At 70.7% G+C, this 13902-nt stretch carries 19 protein-coding genes; 6 read left to right on the top strand and 13 right to left on the bottom strand.

Features of this window, described 5'->3' with window-relative positions:
* Nucleotides 1-11: 11 nt before the first annotated feature.
* Entirely contained in the window at nucleotides 12-314 is a 303-nt protein-coding gene (locus JI746_RS04135) for a hypothetical protein (protein WP_201687527.1), read from the top strand.
* A 27-nt stretch (nucleotides 315-341) separates the two neighbouring features.
* Here the strand turns inward: JI746_RS04135 and JI746_RS04130 are convergent, their stop codons facing one another.
* The 5 genes from JI746_RS04130 to JI746_RS04110 all read right to left on the bottom strand — a co-directional run bounded on the left by JI746_RS04130 (nucleotide 342) and on the right by JI746_RS04110 (nucleotide 4342).
* Nucleotides 342-623, bottom strand: a complete 282-nt coding sequence (locus JI746_RS04130) for a DUF427 domain-containing protein (RefSeq protein WP_201687526.1) — start codon at nucleotides 621-623, stop codon at nucleotides 342-344.
* Nucleotides 620-1633: an L-histidine N(alpha)-methyltransferase gene (gene egtD / locus JI746_RS04125; RefSeq protein ID WP_201687525.1), complete on the bottom strand. Its 1014-nt coding sequence runs from the start codon at nucleotides 1631-1633 to the stop codon at nucleotides 620-622. Before egtD ends, JI746_RS04130 begins: the two co-directional genes overlap by 4 nt.
* A complete protein-coding gene (gene egtB / locus JI746_RS04120; protein ID WP_201687524.1) occupies nucleotides 1542-2789 on the bottom strand; it encodes an ergothioneine biosynthesis protein EgtB in 1248 nt (415 codons plus the stop codon). Before egtB ends, egtD begins: the two co-directional genes overlap by 92 nt.
* Before the next feature lie 7 nt (nucleotides 2790-2796).
* Nucleotides 2797-3207, bottom strand: a complete 411-nt coding sequence (locus tag JI746_RS04115) for a hypothetical protein (RefSeq protein WP_201687523.1) — start codon at nucleotides 3205-3207, stop codon at nucleotides 2797-2799.
* A 112-nt stretch (nucleotides 3208-3319) separates the two neighbouring features.
* Complete coding sequence (locus JI746_RS04110) at nucleotides 3320-4342, bottom strand: methionine synthase (RefSeq protein WP_201687522.1); 1023 nt, start codon at nucleotides 4340-4342, stop codon at nucleotides 3320-3322.
* Nucleotides 4343-4405: 63 nt separating this feature from the next.
* On the opposite strand from JI746_RS04110, the gene JI746_RS04105 reads away from it, so the two are divergent.
* Nucleotides 4406-4825 (top strand): response regulator, encoded by a 420-nt coding sequence (locus JI746_RS04105; protein ID WP_201687521.1) that lies wholly within the window; start codon nucleotides 4406-4408, stop codon nucleotides 4823-4825.
* 11 nt (nucleotides 4826-4836) lie between these two features.
* On the opposite strand, the gene JI746_RS04100 is transcribed toward JI746_RS04105, so the two are convergent.
* The 3 genes from JI746_RS04100 to JI746_RS04090 are packed head-to-tail and all read right to left on the bottom strand — an operon-like array spanning nucleotide 4837 to nucleotide 7112.
* Nucleotides 4837-5850, bottom strand: a complete 1014-nt coding sequence (locus JI746_RS04100) for an LLM class flavin-dependent oxidoreductase (RefSeq protein WP_236599553.1) — start codon at nucleotides 5848-5850, stop codon at nucleotides 4837-4839.
* Nucleotides 5847-6113 (bottom strand): YciI family protein, encoded by a 267-nt coding sequence (locus JI746_RS04095; RefSeq protein ID WP_201687520.1) that lies wholly within the window; start codon nucleotides 6111-6113, stop codon nucleotides 5847-5849. The genes JI746_RS04100 and JI746_RS04095 overlap by 4 nt, the downstream gene beginning before the upstream one ends.
* A 33-nt stretch (nucleotides 6114-6146) precedes the next feature.
* Nucleotides 6147-7112, bottom strand: coding sequence for a GlxA family transcriptional regulator (locus JI746_RS04090; protein WP_201687519.1), 966 nt, complete (start codon nucleotides 7110-7112; stop codon nucleotides 6147-6149).
* A 108-nt stretch (nucleotides 7113-7220) separates the two neighbouring features.
* Here JI746_RS04090 and JI746_RS04085 point away from each other — a divergent pair, with 108 nt between their 5' ends.
* Complete coding sequence (locus JI746_RS04085; protein WP_201687518.1) at nucleotides 7221-7529, top strand: putative quinol monooxygenase; 309 nt, start codon at nucleotides 7221-7223, stop codon at nucleotides 7527-7529.
* A gap of 19 nt (nucleotides 7530-7548) precedes the next feature.
* A complete protein-coding gene (locus tag JI746_RS04080) occupies nucleotides 7549-7935 on the top strand; it encodes a DUF488 domain-containing protein (protein WP_201687517.1) in 387 nt (128 codons plus the stop codon).
* A 292-nt stretch (nucleotides 7936-8227) separates the two neighbouring features.
* Here JI746_RS04080 and JI746_RS04075 read toward each other — a convergent pair whose 3' ends face one another.
* The 5 genes from JI746_RS04075 to JI746_RS04055 are packed head-to-tail and all read right to left on the bottom strand — an operon-like array spanning nucleotide 8228 to nucleotide 12127.
* The gene (locus tag JI746_RS04075) at nucleotides 8228-8467 is read right to left on the bottom strand and encodes a hypothetical protein (protein WP_201687516.1); all 240 of its coding nucleotides are present in this window, start codon (nucleotides 8465-8467) and stop codon (nucleotides 8228-8230) included.
* Nucleotides 8468-8496: 29 nt separating this feature from the next.
* On the bottom strand, nucleotides 8497-9393 hold the full coding sequence (locus tag JI746_RS04070; protein WP_201687515.1) for an ion transporter: 897 nt from the start codon (nucleotides 9391-9393) through the stop codon (nucleotides 8497-8499).
* Between the two features lie 53 nt (nucleotides 9394-9446).
* The gene (locus JI746_RS04065; protein ID WP_201687514.1) at nucleotides 9447-10349 is read right to left on the bottom strand and encodes an NAD(P)/FAD-dependent oxidoreductase; all 903 of its coding nucleotides are present in this window, start codon (nucleotides 10347-10349) and stop codon (nucleotides 9447-9449) included.
* Nucleotides 10350-10358: 9 nt separating this feature from the next.
* Complete coding sequence (locus JI746_RS04060; RefSeq protein ID WP_201687513.1) at nucleotides 10359-10835, bottom strand: DUF2269 family protein; 477 nt, start codon at nucleotides 10833-10835, stop codon at nucleotides 10359-10361.
* Entirely contained in the window at nucleotides 10835-12127 is a 1293-nt protein-coding gene (locus JI746_RS04055; protein WP_201687512.1) for an SDR family oxidoreductase, read from the bottom strand. Before JI746_RS04055 ends, JI746_RS04060 begins: the two co-directional genes overlap by 1 nt.
* Before the next feature lie 96 nt (nucleotides 12128-12223).
* On the opposite strand from JI746_RS04055, the gene JI746_RS04050 reads away from it, so the two are divergent.
* Both JI746_RS04050 and JI746_RS04045 read left to right on the top strand, forming a co-directional pair.
* Entirely contained in the window at nucleotides 12224-12691 is a 468-nt protein-coding gene (locus JI746_RS04050; protein WP_201687511.1) for a hypothetical protein, read from the top strand.
* A gap of 47 nt (nucleotides 12692-12738) precedes the next feature.
* On the top strand, nucleotides 12739-13890 hold the full coding sequence (locus JI746_RS04045) for a PAS domain-containing sensor histidine kinase (protein ID WP_201687510.1): 1152 nt from the start codon (nucleotides 12739-12741) through the stop codon (nucleotides 13888-13890).
* Nucleotides 13891-13902 lie beyond the last annotated feature (12 nt).

The raw sequence follows: 13902 nt of genomic DNA, 5'->3' as shown, positions 1-13902 counted from the left end.
AGGAGACCACCGTGTTGCACGACCTGCAGGCCCCGACGCCCGCCGACGCTGAATTCGAAGCGCACCGCCACGCCTACAACGCGGCGTTCCACGCGCTCGACCTGAACTGGTACTGGGACCCCGTGACCTTCGCGTCCATCCACCGGTACGGCCGCGCGGGCGTGAAAGCGTGGGTCGAACGGGAGCAGGCCCACCTGCTGAAGGCCTACACCATCGACTTCCTGGTCAATGCGGTGGAAGTGACCCAGGCGCGCTGCCTGGCCGCCTACGAGCGCCAGGAAGCGAAGAAGTCGGGCGACCGCCTGGCGGCGTGAAGCGTGGGGGGCGACGAGGCCTGGCGCTCAGGCCTCGACCTTCACGCCCTTCCAGAACGCCACCCGGTCCTTGACCATCTCCGCCTCCGGCTTGGGGTCGGCGTAGTACCACACGGCGTCCGGGTTCATTTCCCCGTTCACCAGCAGCGAGTAATAGCTCGCCTCGCCCTTCCACGGGCAGGTGGTGTGGTGGTTGCTGAAGGTCACGTAGTCGCGGTTCAGCGCCGCGGCGGGAAAGTAGTGGTTGCCCTCGACGACCACCGTGTCGTCGCTCTGCGCGAGGGTCACGCCGTTCCATGTCGCTTTCATGGCTCGCTCCTGGAAGGTGCGTGCAGCCAGTGCACGCCGAAGAGGCCGTCGGCATCGGTCCACACCGGCCCGGGCCGGAAGCCCGCGCGCTGCGCCAGCGCCCGCACCCCCGTCATGGTGAACTTGTACGAGTTCTCCGTGTGCAGGGTCTCGCCCTCCTCCAGCACGAAGTGCTCGCCCGCCAGGGCAACGGCCTGCCGCGCGCGGCTGACCAGGTGCATCTCGATGCGCTGCAGCGGCGCGTTGTAGAAGGCGTAGTGCGCGAACTGGCGCAGCTGGAAGTTGGTGCCCAGCTCGCGGTTGGCGCGCGCCAGCAGGTTCAGGTTGAAGAGGCCGGTCACGCCTTCGGCATCGTTGTAGGCCGCGTGCAGCACCTGCGGATCCTTCACCAGGTCCACGCCCAGCAGCAAGGCACCGCCACGCAGCAGCTCCGCCGCGCTGCCCAGGAAGGCCTGCGCCTCGTCGGGCGTGAAGTTGCCGATCGTCGAGCCGGGGAAGAAGCCGACCCGCTTGCCGCCGCCACTGGCGGGCAGCTGCAGGCCTTCCGTGTAGTCGGCCACCACCGGCTGCACCTCCAGCCCCGGGTACTCGCGGCGCAGGATGGCCGCGGCGTCGCGCAGGTGCTCGCCGGAGATGTCGATCGGCACGTAGCGCGCCGGCGCCTCGAAGGCATCGAGCAGCAGGCGCACCTTGCGCAGCGACCCGGCGCCGAACTCCACGATCTCCGCGCCCGGCCCCGCCAGCGCCGCCATCTCGGCCCCATGGCGCTCCAGGATCTGCAGCTCCGTGCGCGTGGGGTAGTACTCGGGCAGTTCGCAGATGCGGTCGAACAGGCGCGAGCCTTCGGCGTCGTAGAAGTACTTGGGCGAGATCCGGTGCGGCGCCTGCGACAGGGCCGCCAGCATGTCGTGCGCGAATTCAGTCGTCATGCCCATCCTTGGCAAGCCGCAGCCCGCTGAATTGCCAGCGCGCCCCCGGCGGGAAGAAGTTCCGGTAGCTGTCGCGCGCATGGCCGGCCGGCGTGGCCAGGCTGCTGCCGCGCAGCACCACCTGCCCCACCATGAACTTGCCGTTGTATTCGCCGATCGCGCCGGACCACGGACGATAACCGGGATAGGGATCGTAGGAGGAGCGGGTCCACTGCCACGCGTGGCCGTGCAACTCGCGCAGGCCGGGCAGCGCGGCCGCGGCTTCCCACTCGGCTTCGGTCGGCAGGCGGGCGCCGGCCCATTCGGCATAGGCCGCCGCCTCGTAGAAGCTCACGTGGCTGACCGGCGCGGCGGCATCGAGCGGCCGCAGCCCATGCAGCCCGAACACCTGCCAGTGCGTTGCGTCGGCCCGCGGGTCGCGGGGGGCGATCCAGTACTGCGGGGCGTTCCACTGCTGCGCCTGCACCTGCGCCCAGCCGTCGGACAGCCACAGCGAAGGCGTGCGGTAGCCGCCGTCGGCGATGAACTCGGCGAACTCGCCGCACGTCACCAGCCGGTCCGCGATGCGGTAAGGCTGCAGCCAGTGGCGATGCCGCGGTGTCTCGTTGTCAAAGGCGAAGCCTTCGCCCGGGTGGCCGATGGCGACGGCGCCCTCCGGCCCGTCCACCCAGCGCAGGGGCGAGGGGGCGAGCCGCAGCGCCGGGGCTTCGTGCGCCGCGTACGACGGCAGCAGCGGGTTGCACCAGAGCGCGTGCAGGATGTCGGTGAGGATCAGCTCCTGGTGCTGCTGCTCGTGCTGCAGCCCGAGCTCGATCAGCGGCTGGGCGGCACCGAAAGCCGCCGCGTCGGCCGAGGCGATCAGTTCCTGCACCGCTTCGTCGACATGCGCGCGGTACGCGTGCACCTCGGCGAGCGCCGGGCGCGTGAGCAGGCCGCGCTGCGGCCGGGGATGACGGCTGCCGAGCGATTCGTAGTACGAGTTGAACAGGTGGCCCCAGCGCGCATCGAAGGGCCGGTAGGCGCTTCCGTGCGCCGCCAGCACCACGGCCTCGAAGAACCAGCTGGTGTGCGCCAGGTGCCACTTGGTCGGGCTCGCGTCCGGCATGGACTGCACGCACTGGTCTTCGGCCGAAAGCGGGGCGGCCAGCGCCAGGCTGTGCGCGCGCACCTGCGCGTGGCGCGCCGCGAGTTGCGCCCGCGCATCCCGCGCAGGCGCCGGCAGGGAATGAACGGACATGCCGTGGTCAGTGCGGGTGATGGTGCGGATCCCCTGCCAGCTGGTCGCGCCGCTGGCGCCACGCGCCCCAGCGGCTGGGGCTGCCGTCCATGCGCACGAACAGCACCGGTTCGTCGCAGGCGGCCCACTTGGCGCAGTTCTGCTTCCACTTGCGCACCTGGCCCGGCGGGACGTACAGGTACACGGGTTCGCGCTGCACGCGCTCGATCGAGCCGTTGGCCAGCACCGGCTCGGGGTAGATCACCGGCGGCGGCGCCGCGTTGCCGCGCAACACGATGCGGCCGTAGATGCCGGGGCGCAGGCTGCCGCCCGCCGTGACGTTGCGGTAATCGGCATCGCCCTGCGCCACCGCCGCGAGGGCGGCCCACCCGAAGGCGAAGGCGAAAAGCTGCCGGACAGGCCTGGCACGCAGATGCATGGGAGCTCCGGAGTCTCTACGGCTGCGTTTCTACCCAAGCCGGGTGGAAAGACAATGTAGGAAACCGCGACGCCCGACGTAAGGCCCGGTCCGACGCCAAGCTGGTAAGCGACTACTTGCCGTAGCGCTCGCGCGCCAGCGCGGTCCCCTTGCCGAGCGCCTCGAGCTTGCGCAGGGCGACGTCGCGGTCCATCGGGGCCATCCCGCAGTTGGTGCAGGGAAACAGTCGTTCCCGGGCAACGAACTGCAGCGCCCGGCCGATCGTGTCGGCCACCTGCTCGGGCGTTTCGACCTCGTCGCTCGCCACGTCGATCACGCCGACCATCACGTCCTTGCCCTTCAGCAACGCCATCAGGTCCGGCGGCACGTGCGAGTGGTAGCACTCCAGGCTCACCTGGTCGATGCTGCTGGCGGCGAGCGCGGGGAACACCTGCTCGTACTGGCGCCACTCCTCGCCCAGCGTGTCCTTCCATTTCACGTTCGCCTCGATGCCGTAGCCGTAGCAGATGTGCACGGCGGTCTTGCAGGTCAGGCCCTGCGCGGCGCGCTCCAGGGCCTTCACGCCCCACTCGGCGGCGTCCGCCATGTACACGTTGAAGGCCGGCTCGTCGAACTGGATGATGTCCACGCCGTCGGCCTGCAGCGCGAGCGCCTCCTGGTTCAGGAGTTCGGCAAAGGCGAACGCCATCTTCGCGCGGTCGCCGTAGTAGCGGTCCGCCACCGTGTCGACGATCGTCATCGGCCCCGGCATGGTGAATTTCAGCTTGCGCTTGGTGTGCGCACGCGCCAGCCGCGCCTCGAAGGCGTGCACCCGCCCCTTCAGGCGCAGCGGCGCGACCACCTGCGGCACCATGGCCTTGTAGCGGTCGGCGCGGATGCCCATTTCCACCTTGTGCGCGAAGTCGATGCCCTCGACCTGCTCGAGGAAGCCGTGCACGAAGTGCTGGCGCGACTGCTCGCCGTCCGTGACGATGTCGAGGCCTGCGTCTTCCTGCGCCTTGATCCACAGCAGGGTCGCGTCGCCCTTGGCCGTGCGCAATGCCTCGCCCTCGGCGCGCCATTGCGGCCAGAGCTTGTTGGTTTCAGCCAGCCAGGCCGGTTTCGGCAGGCTGCCGGCAATCGTCGTCGGGAACATTCTGTCTCCTCGCTTGTGCTCTGCGGTACGCCTATGATCGCAGCAAACGCCGATTCTGCCGCCATGCCATTGCGCGCCCTGCCCGACCCCGAGAAAGCCAAGCCTTGCGTGCTGGTCATCGACGACGACGAAGCCGTCGCCTGGGCCATCGCGAGCCGCCTCGGGCGCGACTTCCGCGTCGTCGGCCTCACCGAGCCGCAGCAGGCCGTGGCGCGTGCCTGCGAGGAGAACCCGGGCGTGATCCTGTGCGACATCCACATGCCCGGCATGCAGGGCGACGAAGTGGCCTTCGCCCTGTCGCAGGAGCCGCGCACGGCGCGCATCCCGCTGGTGTACCTGACGGCGCTGGTCGCGCCGGACGAAGTACCGGACCTGGAAGGCGTCTTCGGCGAGTACCCCACGGTCTCCAAGATGGCCAGCCCCGAGGACCTGCGCGAAATCGTCACCATGATCCTGGGCATCGCGCCGGACGCCGCGAACTAGGGAAAGCCCGGTCAGGCCGCCGGCAGGCCCGCGGCCTGCGCGATCAGCTCGTAGGAGCGGCGCTGCGCCTGCGCATCCCAGGTCCAGGTGATCACCACCAGTTCCTCGATCTCGAGGGATTCCGCGAGCGCACGCAGCTTCTGCACCACCTGCTCGCCCGTGCCCACCATGGCGCGGCTGCGCAGGTTGCGGCGGAATGCCTCTTCGGCCTCGGTGTAGGGGCGCGCGGCTTCCTCGGGCGGCAGCAGCGGCCCAAAGCGGCCGGTCTGCCGATCGACCCGCGCGCGCTCGCGGCTGGCGAACAGGCGCCAGGCCTCCTCCTCGCTGTCGGCTGCCAGCGCCCAGACGCACACGTTGGCCAGCGGCCGTTCGACCAGGCCCGGCCTGAACATGTGCCGGTACAGCTCCAGCGCATCGGCGCAGCCCTCGCCATCGGTGATGAAGTGGGCGAAGGAATACGGCATGCCGAAATGGCCCGCCAGCTGCGCGCCGTAGCCGGAGCTGCCCAGCATCCACAGCTGCGGCGCCGTGGCGGCGCGCGGATGCGCGTGGATCCCGCGGCCGGCATGGCCCTCGGGCAGGTCTTCGCCCATCACCCAGGCGTGCAGTTCGCGCACCTGCTGCGGGAAGTGGTCGGCGGCGCGCGGATCCGGGTTGAGCAGCAGCGAAGTGCGGTGGTCGGCCCCCGGAGCGCGGCCGACGCCCAGGTCGATGCGACCAGGGGCGAGCGCATCGAGCACGCGGAACTGCTCGGCGACCTTGAAGGCGGAGTAGTGCGGCAGCATCACGCCGGCACTGCCGATGCGGATGCGCGCGGTGCGCGCCGCGATGGCGGCCATCAGCACCTCCGGCGCGGTGCCGACGATGGTGGGCAGGCTGTGGTGTTCACTGAGCCAGAAGCGCGCGTAGCCGAAGCGCTCGCAGTGCTCCGCCAGCGCCACGGTCTGGCGGATCGCTGCGTCCTGGCCGCGGCCGGCGCAGGCAACGGACTGGTCGAGGACGGACAGGCGCACGCTGCTTCTCATGCGAGGTCTTCATTCCAATCCTGGAACGTGCAGCGCCCGACCACGCCGTTGAGCATGAACGGATCGTCGCGCGCGAACTCCTCGGCCGCCGCGCGCGAGGTGAACACGCCCAGCGCCCCCACCGGCGGCGTGCCGTACGGGCCCGCCATCAGCAGCACGCCGCGGCCATGGAACTCGCGCAGCCGCGCCTGGTGCTTGGCGACGTGGGCCGACGCCCTGGCCAGGCCGCCCTCCGCCAGTTCGTAGAACATCAGGACCTTCATGGTTTCTCCCGCTGCCGCGCAGGATAGCGATCTTCAGGCGCCCGCGCCACGGATCTCCCGCACGCCCTTGCCCAGGCGCCGGCGCAGCAGCGTGCCGAGCGTGACGCCGTCCGCGTAGCCGACCTGCTCCGCGATGCGGTCGAGGTTGGCGCTGCTGGTCTTGAGCAGGTGCACGGCGCGCTCGACACGCAGGTCCTGGAAGTACGACAGCGGCGACTTGCCGAGCACGTCGTTCATGCGCCGCGCCAGCGTGCGCTTGCTGGTGGCCAGCGCGCTGGCCGCGTCGTCGAGCGAGAAGCCGGCGTCCAGCCGGCGCCGCGCCCACGCTTCGAAGCGCTCCACCAGCGGGTCGCTGTGCGCGAGGTGATCGGGGATGGCATAGGCCGACTGCGAAGCGCGCGCATCGACGACCAGGTAGCGGGCCGTCATCGCGGCCAGTTCCGGGCTGGCCTGCCGCACCAGGGCCAGCGCCAGGTCCATGTGGCCCAGCGCCGCGCCGGCCGTGAGGAAAGGCCCGGACCCGACCATCATGCGCGACTGCTCCAGCAGCACACGCGGATAGCGCTGGCGAAACAGCGGCGCCAGCCACCACGTGGTGGTCGCGCGCTGGCCATCGAGCAGGCCGGACTCGGCCAGCACGAAGGTCGCGATGCAGGCGGCAGCGATGCGCGCGCCGCCGGCGTGCCAGTCGCGCAGCGCCGCCCCGGCATCGCACACGTCCCGCCTTCGCAGCGCCTGCTCCAGCGGCCCCGGCATCTTGGCGCCGATGGCCGGCACCACGACCCAGTGCGGGGCGGGTACCGCGGCTAGCGGCACCACGGGCACCTGCATGCCTTGCGCGGTGCGCACGCGCCGGCGCACGCCGACGATGCGGGCGTCGAAGCGCAGCGAGGCCACGCCCTGCATCTGGGCCAGCTCGTTGGCCGTCGTGAAGGCATCCAGCACGGCCGCGAGGCCGGTGTCGAAGGCGCCGTCCAGCGCCAGGATGGCGATGTCCATGATTGGCAGAATCGCTATGAAAGCAGTCCATTCTGACCATTCCGCCGGTGGCCGCCACGGGCCTACAGTCCGCCACGTCGCCAGTGTGGCGATCCAAAGGAGCCTTCGATGATCAAGTACGCCCTGTTCGCGCGCCTGGAGGCCAAGCCCGGCAAGGAAGGCGAGGTCGCGGCCTTCCTGCAGGCGGGCCTGCGCATGGCGCAGGAGGAGACCACCACGCCGATCTGGTTCGCGCTGCGCCTGGGGCCCGGCAGCTTCGGCGTGTTCGATGCGTTCGAGGACCAGCAGGGCGTGCAGAACCACCTGGAAGGCCCGATCGCCAAGGCGCTGATGGCCAAGGCCGACGAACTGTTTTCGAAGCCGCCCTCCATCGAGCGCATCGACGTGCTGGGGCTGAAGAACACCGGCGCGACCTGAGCGTGCCACACTGGCCGGCATGCCGATCCGCATCGTCCGCCTGGGTACGCCGCGCGCTCCCGGCGAAGGCCTGCGCCTGGGCACCGTGCGGCGGCCGCCGCGCGGCGTGCCCCGGGAGGAATTCGCGCGCCGCGACTTCTACGACACCTGGCTGCCGAACCTGGCACCGAGCGCGGAGCTGATGGCGGAAGGCCGCGCCGCCGAAACCGACAAGGAATGGGCGGCCTTCAAGCGCAAGTACCACGCAGAGATGAACGAGCCCGACGCGAGCCGCGTGCTGGACCTGCTGGCCGCGCTGTCGCACCAGACGTCATTCTCGGTGGGGTGCTATTGCGAGGACGAGCAGCACTGCCACCGCTCGGTGCTGCGGGAGTTGCTGGCGCAGCGGGGGGCGGAGATCGCGTGATCGCCTGACGTCATTCCCGCGCAGGCGGGAATCCAGGGCTTGCGGATTCACGCGCTGCGCGCGTGCTCTGGGCCCCCGCCTGCGCGGGGGTGACGGTGTTCGCTCCGATCGCGAGCTGACGCGCGCTGGCACGGGCTGGCACGGGCTGGCACGGGCTGGCACGGGCTGGCACGGGCGAATGTAGGCTGGTGGTGAGCCTTGCGAACCCCAGCGATCGGCGAGCGCAGCGAAGCTGGGGTTCCCGGCGCGCGTGGCGCGCGGTCACCGCCAGCCTACGGGAACGCAAGCCGCCTCAGATCCCCAGGATCTTCTTCGCTTCGCCCAGTTCCTTCATCGATTCGTCGTGCTTGCCGGCCTTGTGGGCGTCCTCGCCCTCCTTGCGCAGCTTCACGACCTTGTCCATCTGGTCCTTGGAGAGATTCGGCTTGGTCGCCAGCTTGGCGTCGATGGCCTTCATCTCGTTCGGGCAATTGTGGGCCCACGCCGACGCGGACAGCACGACGCCGGCAAGCAGGACGAGCAATTGGCGCATGGGGGTCTCCTTCAAAAAGGGACGCCACCTTAGCGCGGCATCGCCGGCGCGTCTACGCGCTTTGGCTCACCGGGTGTAACGAGGGGTGCGGCGCACAGCCGGCAGTAGCGCGCATCGCCGGCATGGCCGCCGACGCCGCAGTTGGCGCAGGTGCGCTCGCCGAGGCCCGAGGGCATCCGCCGCGCCGTCATCTCGGCGGTGACGATGCCCGTCGGCACGGCCAGCGTTCCCCAGCCGATCAGCATCATCACCGAGGCGATGAAGCGACCCACCTCCGTCTTGGGCGTGACGTCGCCGAAGCCGACGGTGGTGATGGTGGTCACGGCCCAGTACACCGAAGTCGGGATGTCCTTGAACCCGTGCCTCGGCCCTTCCACCACGTACAGCAGCGTGCCGAGCACCAGCACCACCATCAGCACCGCCGACAGGAACACCAGGATCTTGCGCCGGCTCGCCGCGAGCGCATCGGCCAGCATCTGGTATTCGACCATGTAGTCGGTCAGCTTGAAGATCCGGAACACGCGCAGCAGCCGCAGGATGCGCACGTCGATCAGGGCATGCGTCTCCGGCAGCAGCACGGCCAGGTACGTCGGCAGCACCGAGAGCAGGTCCACGATGCCGAAGAAGCTGCGCACGTAGCGCCACGGCCGCTGCACGGACACGATGCGCGCCAGGTATTCGACCGTGAACAGCGCCGTGAAGCACCACTCGGCGATGTTGAAGGCGGTGGGCAGGCGCAGGCGCGAGGAAGGCACGCTGTCGACGATCACCACCACCACGCTCACGATGATGGCGAGGATGATGCACTTGTCGAACAGGCGCCCTTCGGGCGTCTCCGATTCGAAGACGATCTCGAACAGGCGCCGGCGCCAGCCGCGCGGCGGCTTGCCCAGTTCCGCTTCGGCGTCGATGACGACGAGCTTCATGCCACGAGCTGGATCTTCATGCGCGGGTCTCCTCGCTGCCCGCCATCCTAACGTCACAGGCGGTTGTGGATGGCCGTGGAGGCGATCGCCGCATGGCCCGCCGCGACGCTGATCTGGTTCAGGTCCATGGCCACGTCGCCGGCCGCATACAGCCCGTCCACCGTGGTCTGCTGGTGCGCATCGACCTCGAGCTGCCCGTCGGGCCGCGAGCGCGCGCCCAGCGCCGTGGCGAGGTCGCACGCATGGTGCAGGCCCAGCGCGGGATACAGCGTGTCGAACTCCAGCACCTGCCCGCTCTGCAGTTCGACGCGCACGCCGCAGCCCTCGACACCGCACTCGATGCGGTGCGGCGGGCTTTCGGCCAGCCGCACGCCGCACTCGCGCAGCTGCGCCAGTTCCTGCAGGCCCACCTCCTCCTGCGTGGCCATCGACAGCCAGGTCACCTGGTTGCCGAAGCCGGAGATGAAGAGCGATTCGCGCAGCCCGTGCCCGGCGCGACCGAGCACGGCGACGCGCTGGCCCTGCGTCTCGAAGCCGTCGCACACCGGGCAGTAGCGCACCTGCCCGGCCTGCATCGCGGCATGCAGGCCGTCGATCTCCGGCTCCACGTCGCGCGCGCCGGTGGCCAGCAGCACGAAGCGCGCGTGCCATCGGGCGTCGGCGCTTTCGGCGCGGAACGTGCCGTCCGCCAGCCGTTCGATGCGCTGCACCTCGGTGGCGGTGGTCGGCACGCCGTACTTGCGCGCGTGTTCCTGCATGCGCTGCAGCAGCGCGGGCCCTTCGATCCCGTCGGGGAAGCCCGGCACGTTGCGCGTGCGCGGGATCTTGCGCAGCCGGCTGCCGCCGCAATCGAGCACGAGCGCGCGGCGCCGGTAGCGCCCCAGGTAGACGGCGGCGGTCAGGCCCGCGGCACCGCCGCCGATGATCAGGCAATCGAGGAGTTCCTGCTGGTTCATGGCGATGCCTCAACCGGCCCACGGGAGGCGCTTGGCCACCATCAGCCAGAAGATGAAGACGAAGGGAAAAAAGGCCGCGAAGCCCAGCCCGGTCCACCACTGGAACAGGCGGCGGTACACGCGCGGCAGCGGTTCGCGCGCGCGGTCCGCGGCCACGGCCACGTCGCGCATGCGGATCTGGATCCACACCACGGGCAGCCAGCACCCGATCGCGATCGCATACAGCACCAGCGACCACGCGACCCAGGGCGTGGACAGCGGCAGCTGCAGCCGGTGCACCAGCCACAGGCCCGTCACCGGCTGCACGATGGCCGCCGGCGTGGTGAGCATCCAGTCGGCGACCACCACGTTGCGCGCCGAACCGGCCGCACCCGCGGTGTGCCCGCGCAAGGAGGCGGCAAGGAGATGGAAGGCCGAGCCGACGCCCGCGCCGAACAGGATGGTCGACGTCAGCACGTGCAGCCACTTCACCACGATGTAATCCATCAACGCCTTCCCCCGCGCGCCGGCGGCTCCAGCGACCAGAGCAGCGCGATCAGTGCAAGGATGGGCAGGTTCTTGGCGATCGGCCCGTAGGGATGCAGCCAGTATTCGGGCAGGAAGATGGTGATGAGTGCCGTGTACCCGCCCACCAGCGCGATCTGCGCGAGCCAGTTCCACCGGCGCCAGCGCGCCGGCGCCGCCAGGGTGAGCAGGCCCTGCACCAGGTCCAGCGCCGCCGCGCCGTACAGCGCCAGGGTGGCCAGCGTGCCGTGCAGGCCGACGCGCGCCAGCAGCGCGTAGCTGTCGCGCACCGGATAGAGGCCGAAGGACACGATCGCCGTCCAGATCCACAGCAAGGCCAGCGCGAGCCGCGCCACCGGCAGCCACAGGTCCAGCGCGGCCTCGCGGCGAGCACTCTCCCGCGCCGGCGGCGCGATGAAGTCGCGCGCTTCCCGCGGCGCGCGCCCGAGCAGCGCGGGCAGCGCGTTGGCCTGCGTGGCGTTGCCGGCCAGCAGCATGTCCGCCGTGTCGCGATCGAGCATGCTGCCGGGGATGGCGCCCGCCAGCGCCGCCCCGGCGCGGAACAGGGAAGCGGGAATGGGCACGATCCACTGGCGCGCGTCCTCGCCCATCGCAGCGCGCAACGCGCGCAGGTAGTCCGCCAGCGCGAGCGGCCGCGGGCCAGCGAACGCGAAGGTCGCGACTTCGTCGGGCGGCCCCTCCACCAGCCGCACGATGCCCTCGACCAGGTCGTCGATGTGCACCGGCTGCACCAGCATGCGGCCGCCGGCCGGAAAGGGCAGCAGGGGCGCGAGCGCCAGCTTGTCGAACAGCGCGGCGCTGGTGCCGCCGGCGCCGTACACCAGCGAGGGCTGCACGATCGCGGCGCGCAGCGGCAGCGAGCGCAGCACGTCGTCGGCGGCCTTCTTGCTGCAGTGGTAGCCGGTGTGGCCGCTGGCGTCGGCGCCGAGGGCCGAGACCTGCACCACGCTCTTCACGCCGGCGACGGCGCAGGCGTGGAAGAGTTCGGCCGGGGCGCGGTGGTGCAGGGCCTCGAAGCGCTGGCCGCCCTGCTCGCGCAGGATGCCGATCGCGTTGACGACGGCGTCGATGTCGGCCAGCCGCGGCAGCCACCACGCGCGTGAAGGCACGCTGGCGAAATCCGCCTGCACGTGGTCCTGGCCTCCGGGCGGCGGCCGGCGCGTGGCCGCCACGACGGCGTGCCCGCGCTCGCGCAGTGCCTGCGCGACAGCGTGGCCGATGAAACCCGTCGCACCCGTGAGCAGCACGCGCATGGCAGGCGAAGTCTAGCCAGAGCCCGGCGCGCGCGGGAGCGTTACGGCTTGAGAGCGTGGAACCCCGCGGCGGGCCGGCCTGCCTAGACTGGCCCCATGCCAACCTGGAAACAAGCCTTGCGCGAGGGCCTCGTGTCCGGCAGCCTCGCGAGCGTCTTCTCCGCCGCCTACCTCGCCTGGGCGGGTTACCGGCGCGGACAGACCGCGGCCCCCGTCAACGCGGTGAGCCACTGGATCTTCGGCAACCGTGCGCTGCGCGAGGACGAGCCGAGCGTGGCGCACACGCTCACCGGCTATCTCATCCACCACGCCGCGGCGCTGTTCTGGGGCGTGCTGTATGCGAAGGCCTGGAGCGCCCGCGACGCGGCGAAGAAGCCGATCCCCGCCGTCGCCGGTGCCGTCACGGCGGCCGGCGTGGCCTGCTTCGTCGACTACCAGCTCACGCCCAAGCGCCTGACGCCCGGCTTCGAACACCGGCTCGGCCGCCCCGAGCTGGCCAACGTGTATGCGTTCTTCGCGCTGGGTCTCGCCGTCGGCACTCTCGCCATGAAGAAGCGGCGCTGAGCCCGGCGCCACGCCCCGTGCGGCGCGATGTCGGTGACAATCGCTGCGTGAGTCCACAAGCCCGCGAAATCCTGGACCTGGGGCTGCCGAGCCTGCACGACCACGCCATCCTGCTCCTCGATCCCGCCGGGGTCATCGTCGGCTGGCTGGGCGGTGGCGAAGGCATCTTCGGCTACCGCGAACAGGAAATCGTGGGCTGCAAGTCCTCCACGCTGTTCGTCCCCGACGACGTGGCGCTCGGCCTCGACCAGTACGAGCTCGATGTGGCGCGGCAGTCCGGCCGCTCCCACGACGACCGCTGGCACGTGCGCGCCGACGGCACGCGCATCTGGATCTCCGGCACGGTGACCGCGGTGCGCTCGGCCGCCGGCGAACTGCGCGGCTTCCTCAAGATCATGCGCGACCGCACCGACATGCGGATGACGGCGGAGCACCGCGCCAACCAGCTGGATACGATCGAAGGCGCCATGCAGCGCACGCACCGGTTCGTGCAGACGCTGGGGCACGAGCTGCGCAATCCGCTGGGCCCCATCAAGACATCCGCCATGATCCTGACCCGCGCCAGCCAGGACCCGCGCATCCTCAAGGTGGCGCAGACCATCACCGACCAGGTCGGCGTGCTCGAGCGCATCGCCACCGACCTCGTGGACGTCGCGCGCCTGCAGCACCGCAAGCTGGAACTGCGGCTCACCGAGTTCGACGTGCGCGGATTGCTGGAGGAAGAAGTCGCGGCCCAGGCCCAGCGCGCGGCAGCCAAGGGCCTGCGGCTGGAGACCCTGCTTCCCGAGCACCCGCTGCTGCTCGTCGCCGACGCCGACCGCCTGCACCAGGCGGTCGCGAACCTGCTCACAAACGCCATCAAGTACACGCCGGACGGCGGTTCGATCTGGGTCAAGGTCACGCAGGAGGGCGACGACATGGTGCTGCGGGTGCAGGACACCGGCATCGGGATCGCGCCCGAGATGCTGCCCCGCATCTTCCAGATCTTCACGCAGGAGTCGCGGGCGAGCGACCTCGTTCCCGGCGGGCTGGGCGTCGGCCTGGCGATCGTCAGCCAGATCGCGGAGCTGCACGGCGGCGCTGCGGAGGCGCGCAGCGGCGGCAGCGGCAAGGGCTCCGAGTTCACGCTGCGCATCCCGCGCGGCGGGCCGACGCCCGCGTCGGAGCGGGCTGCCGGCCGGCCCGGCAGCTCGATCTGAACGCCGCGGGGC

Origin of the sequence: Ramlibacter alkalitolerans (assembly GCF_016722765.1) — a bacterium.
Classification (GTDB): Bacteria; Pseudomonadota; Gammaproteobacteria; order Burkholderiales; family Burkholderiaceae_C; genus Ramlibacter; species Ramlibacter alkalitolerans.
This window is presented reverse-complemented; position numbering and strand designations above follow the sequence as displayed.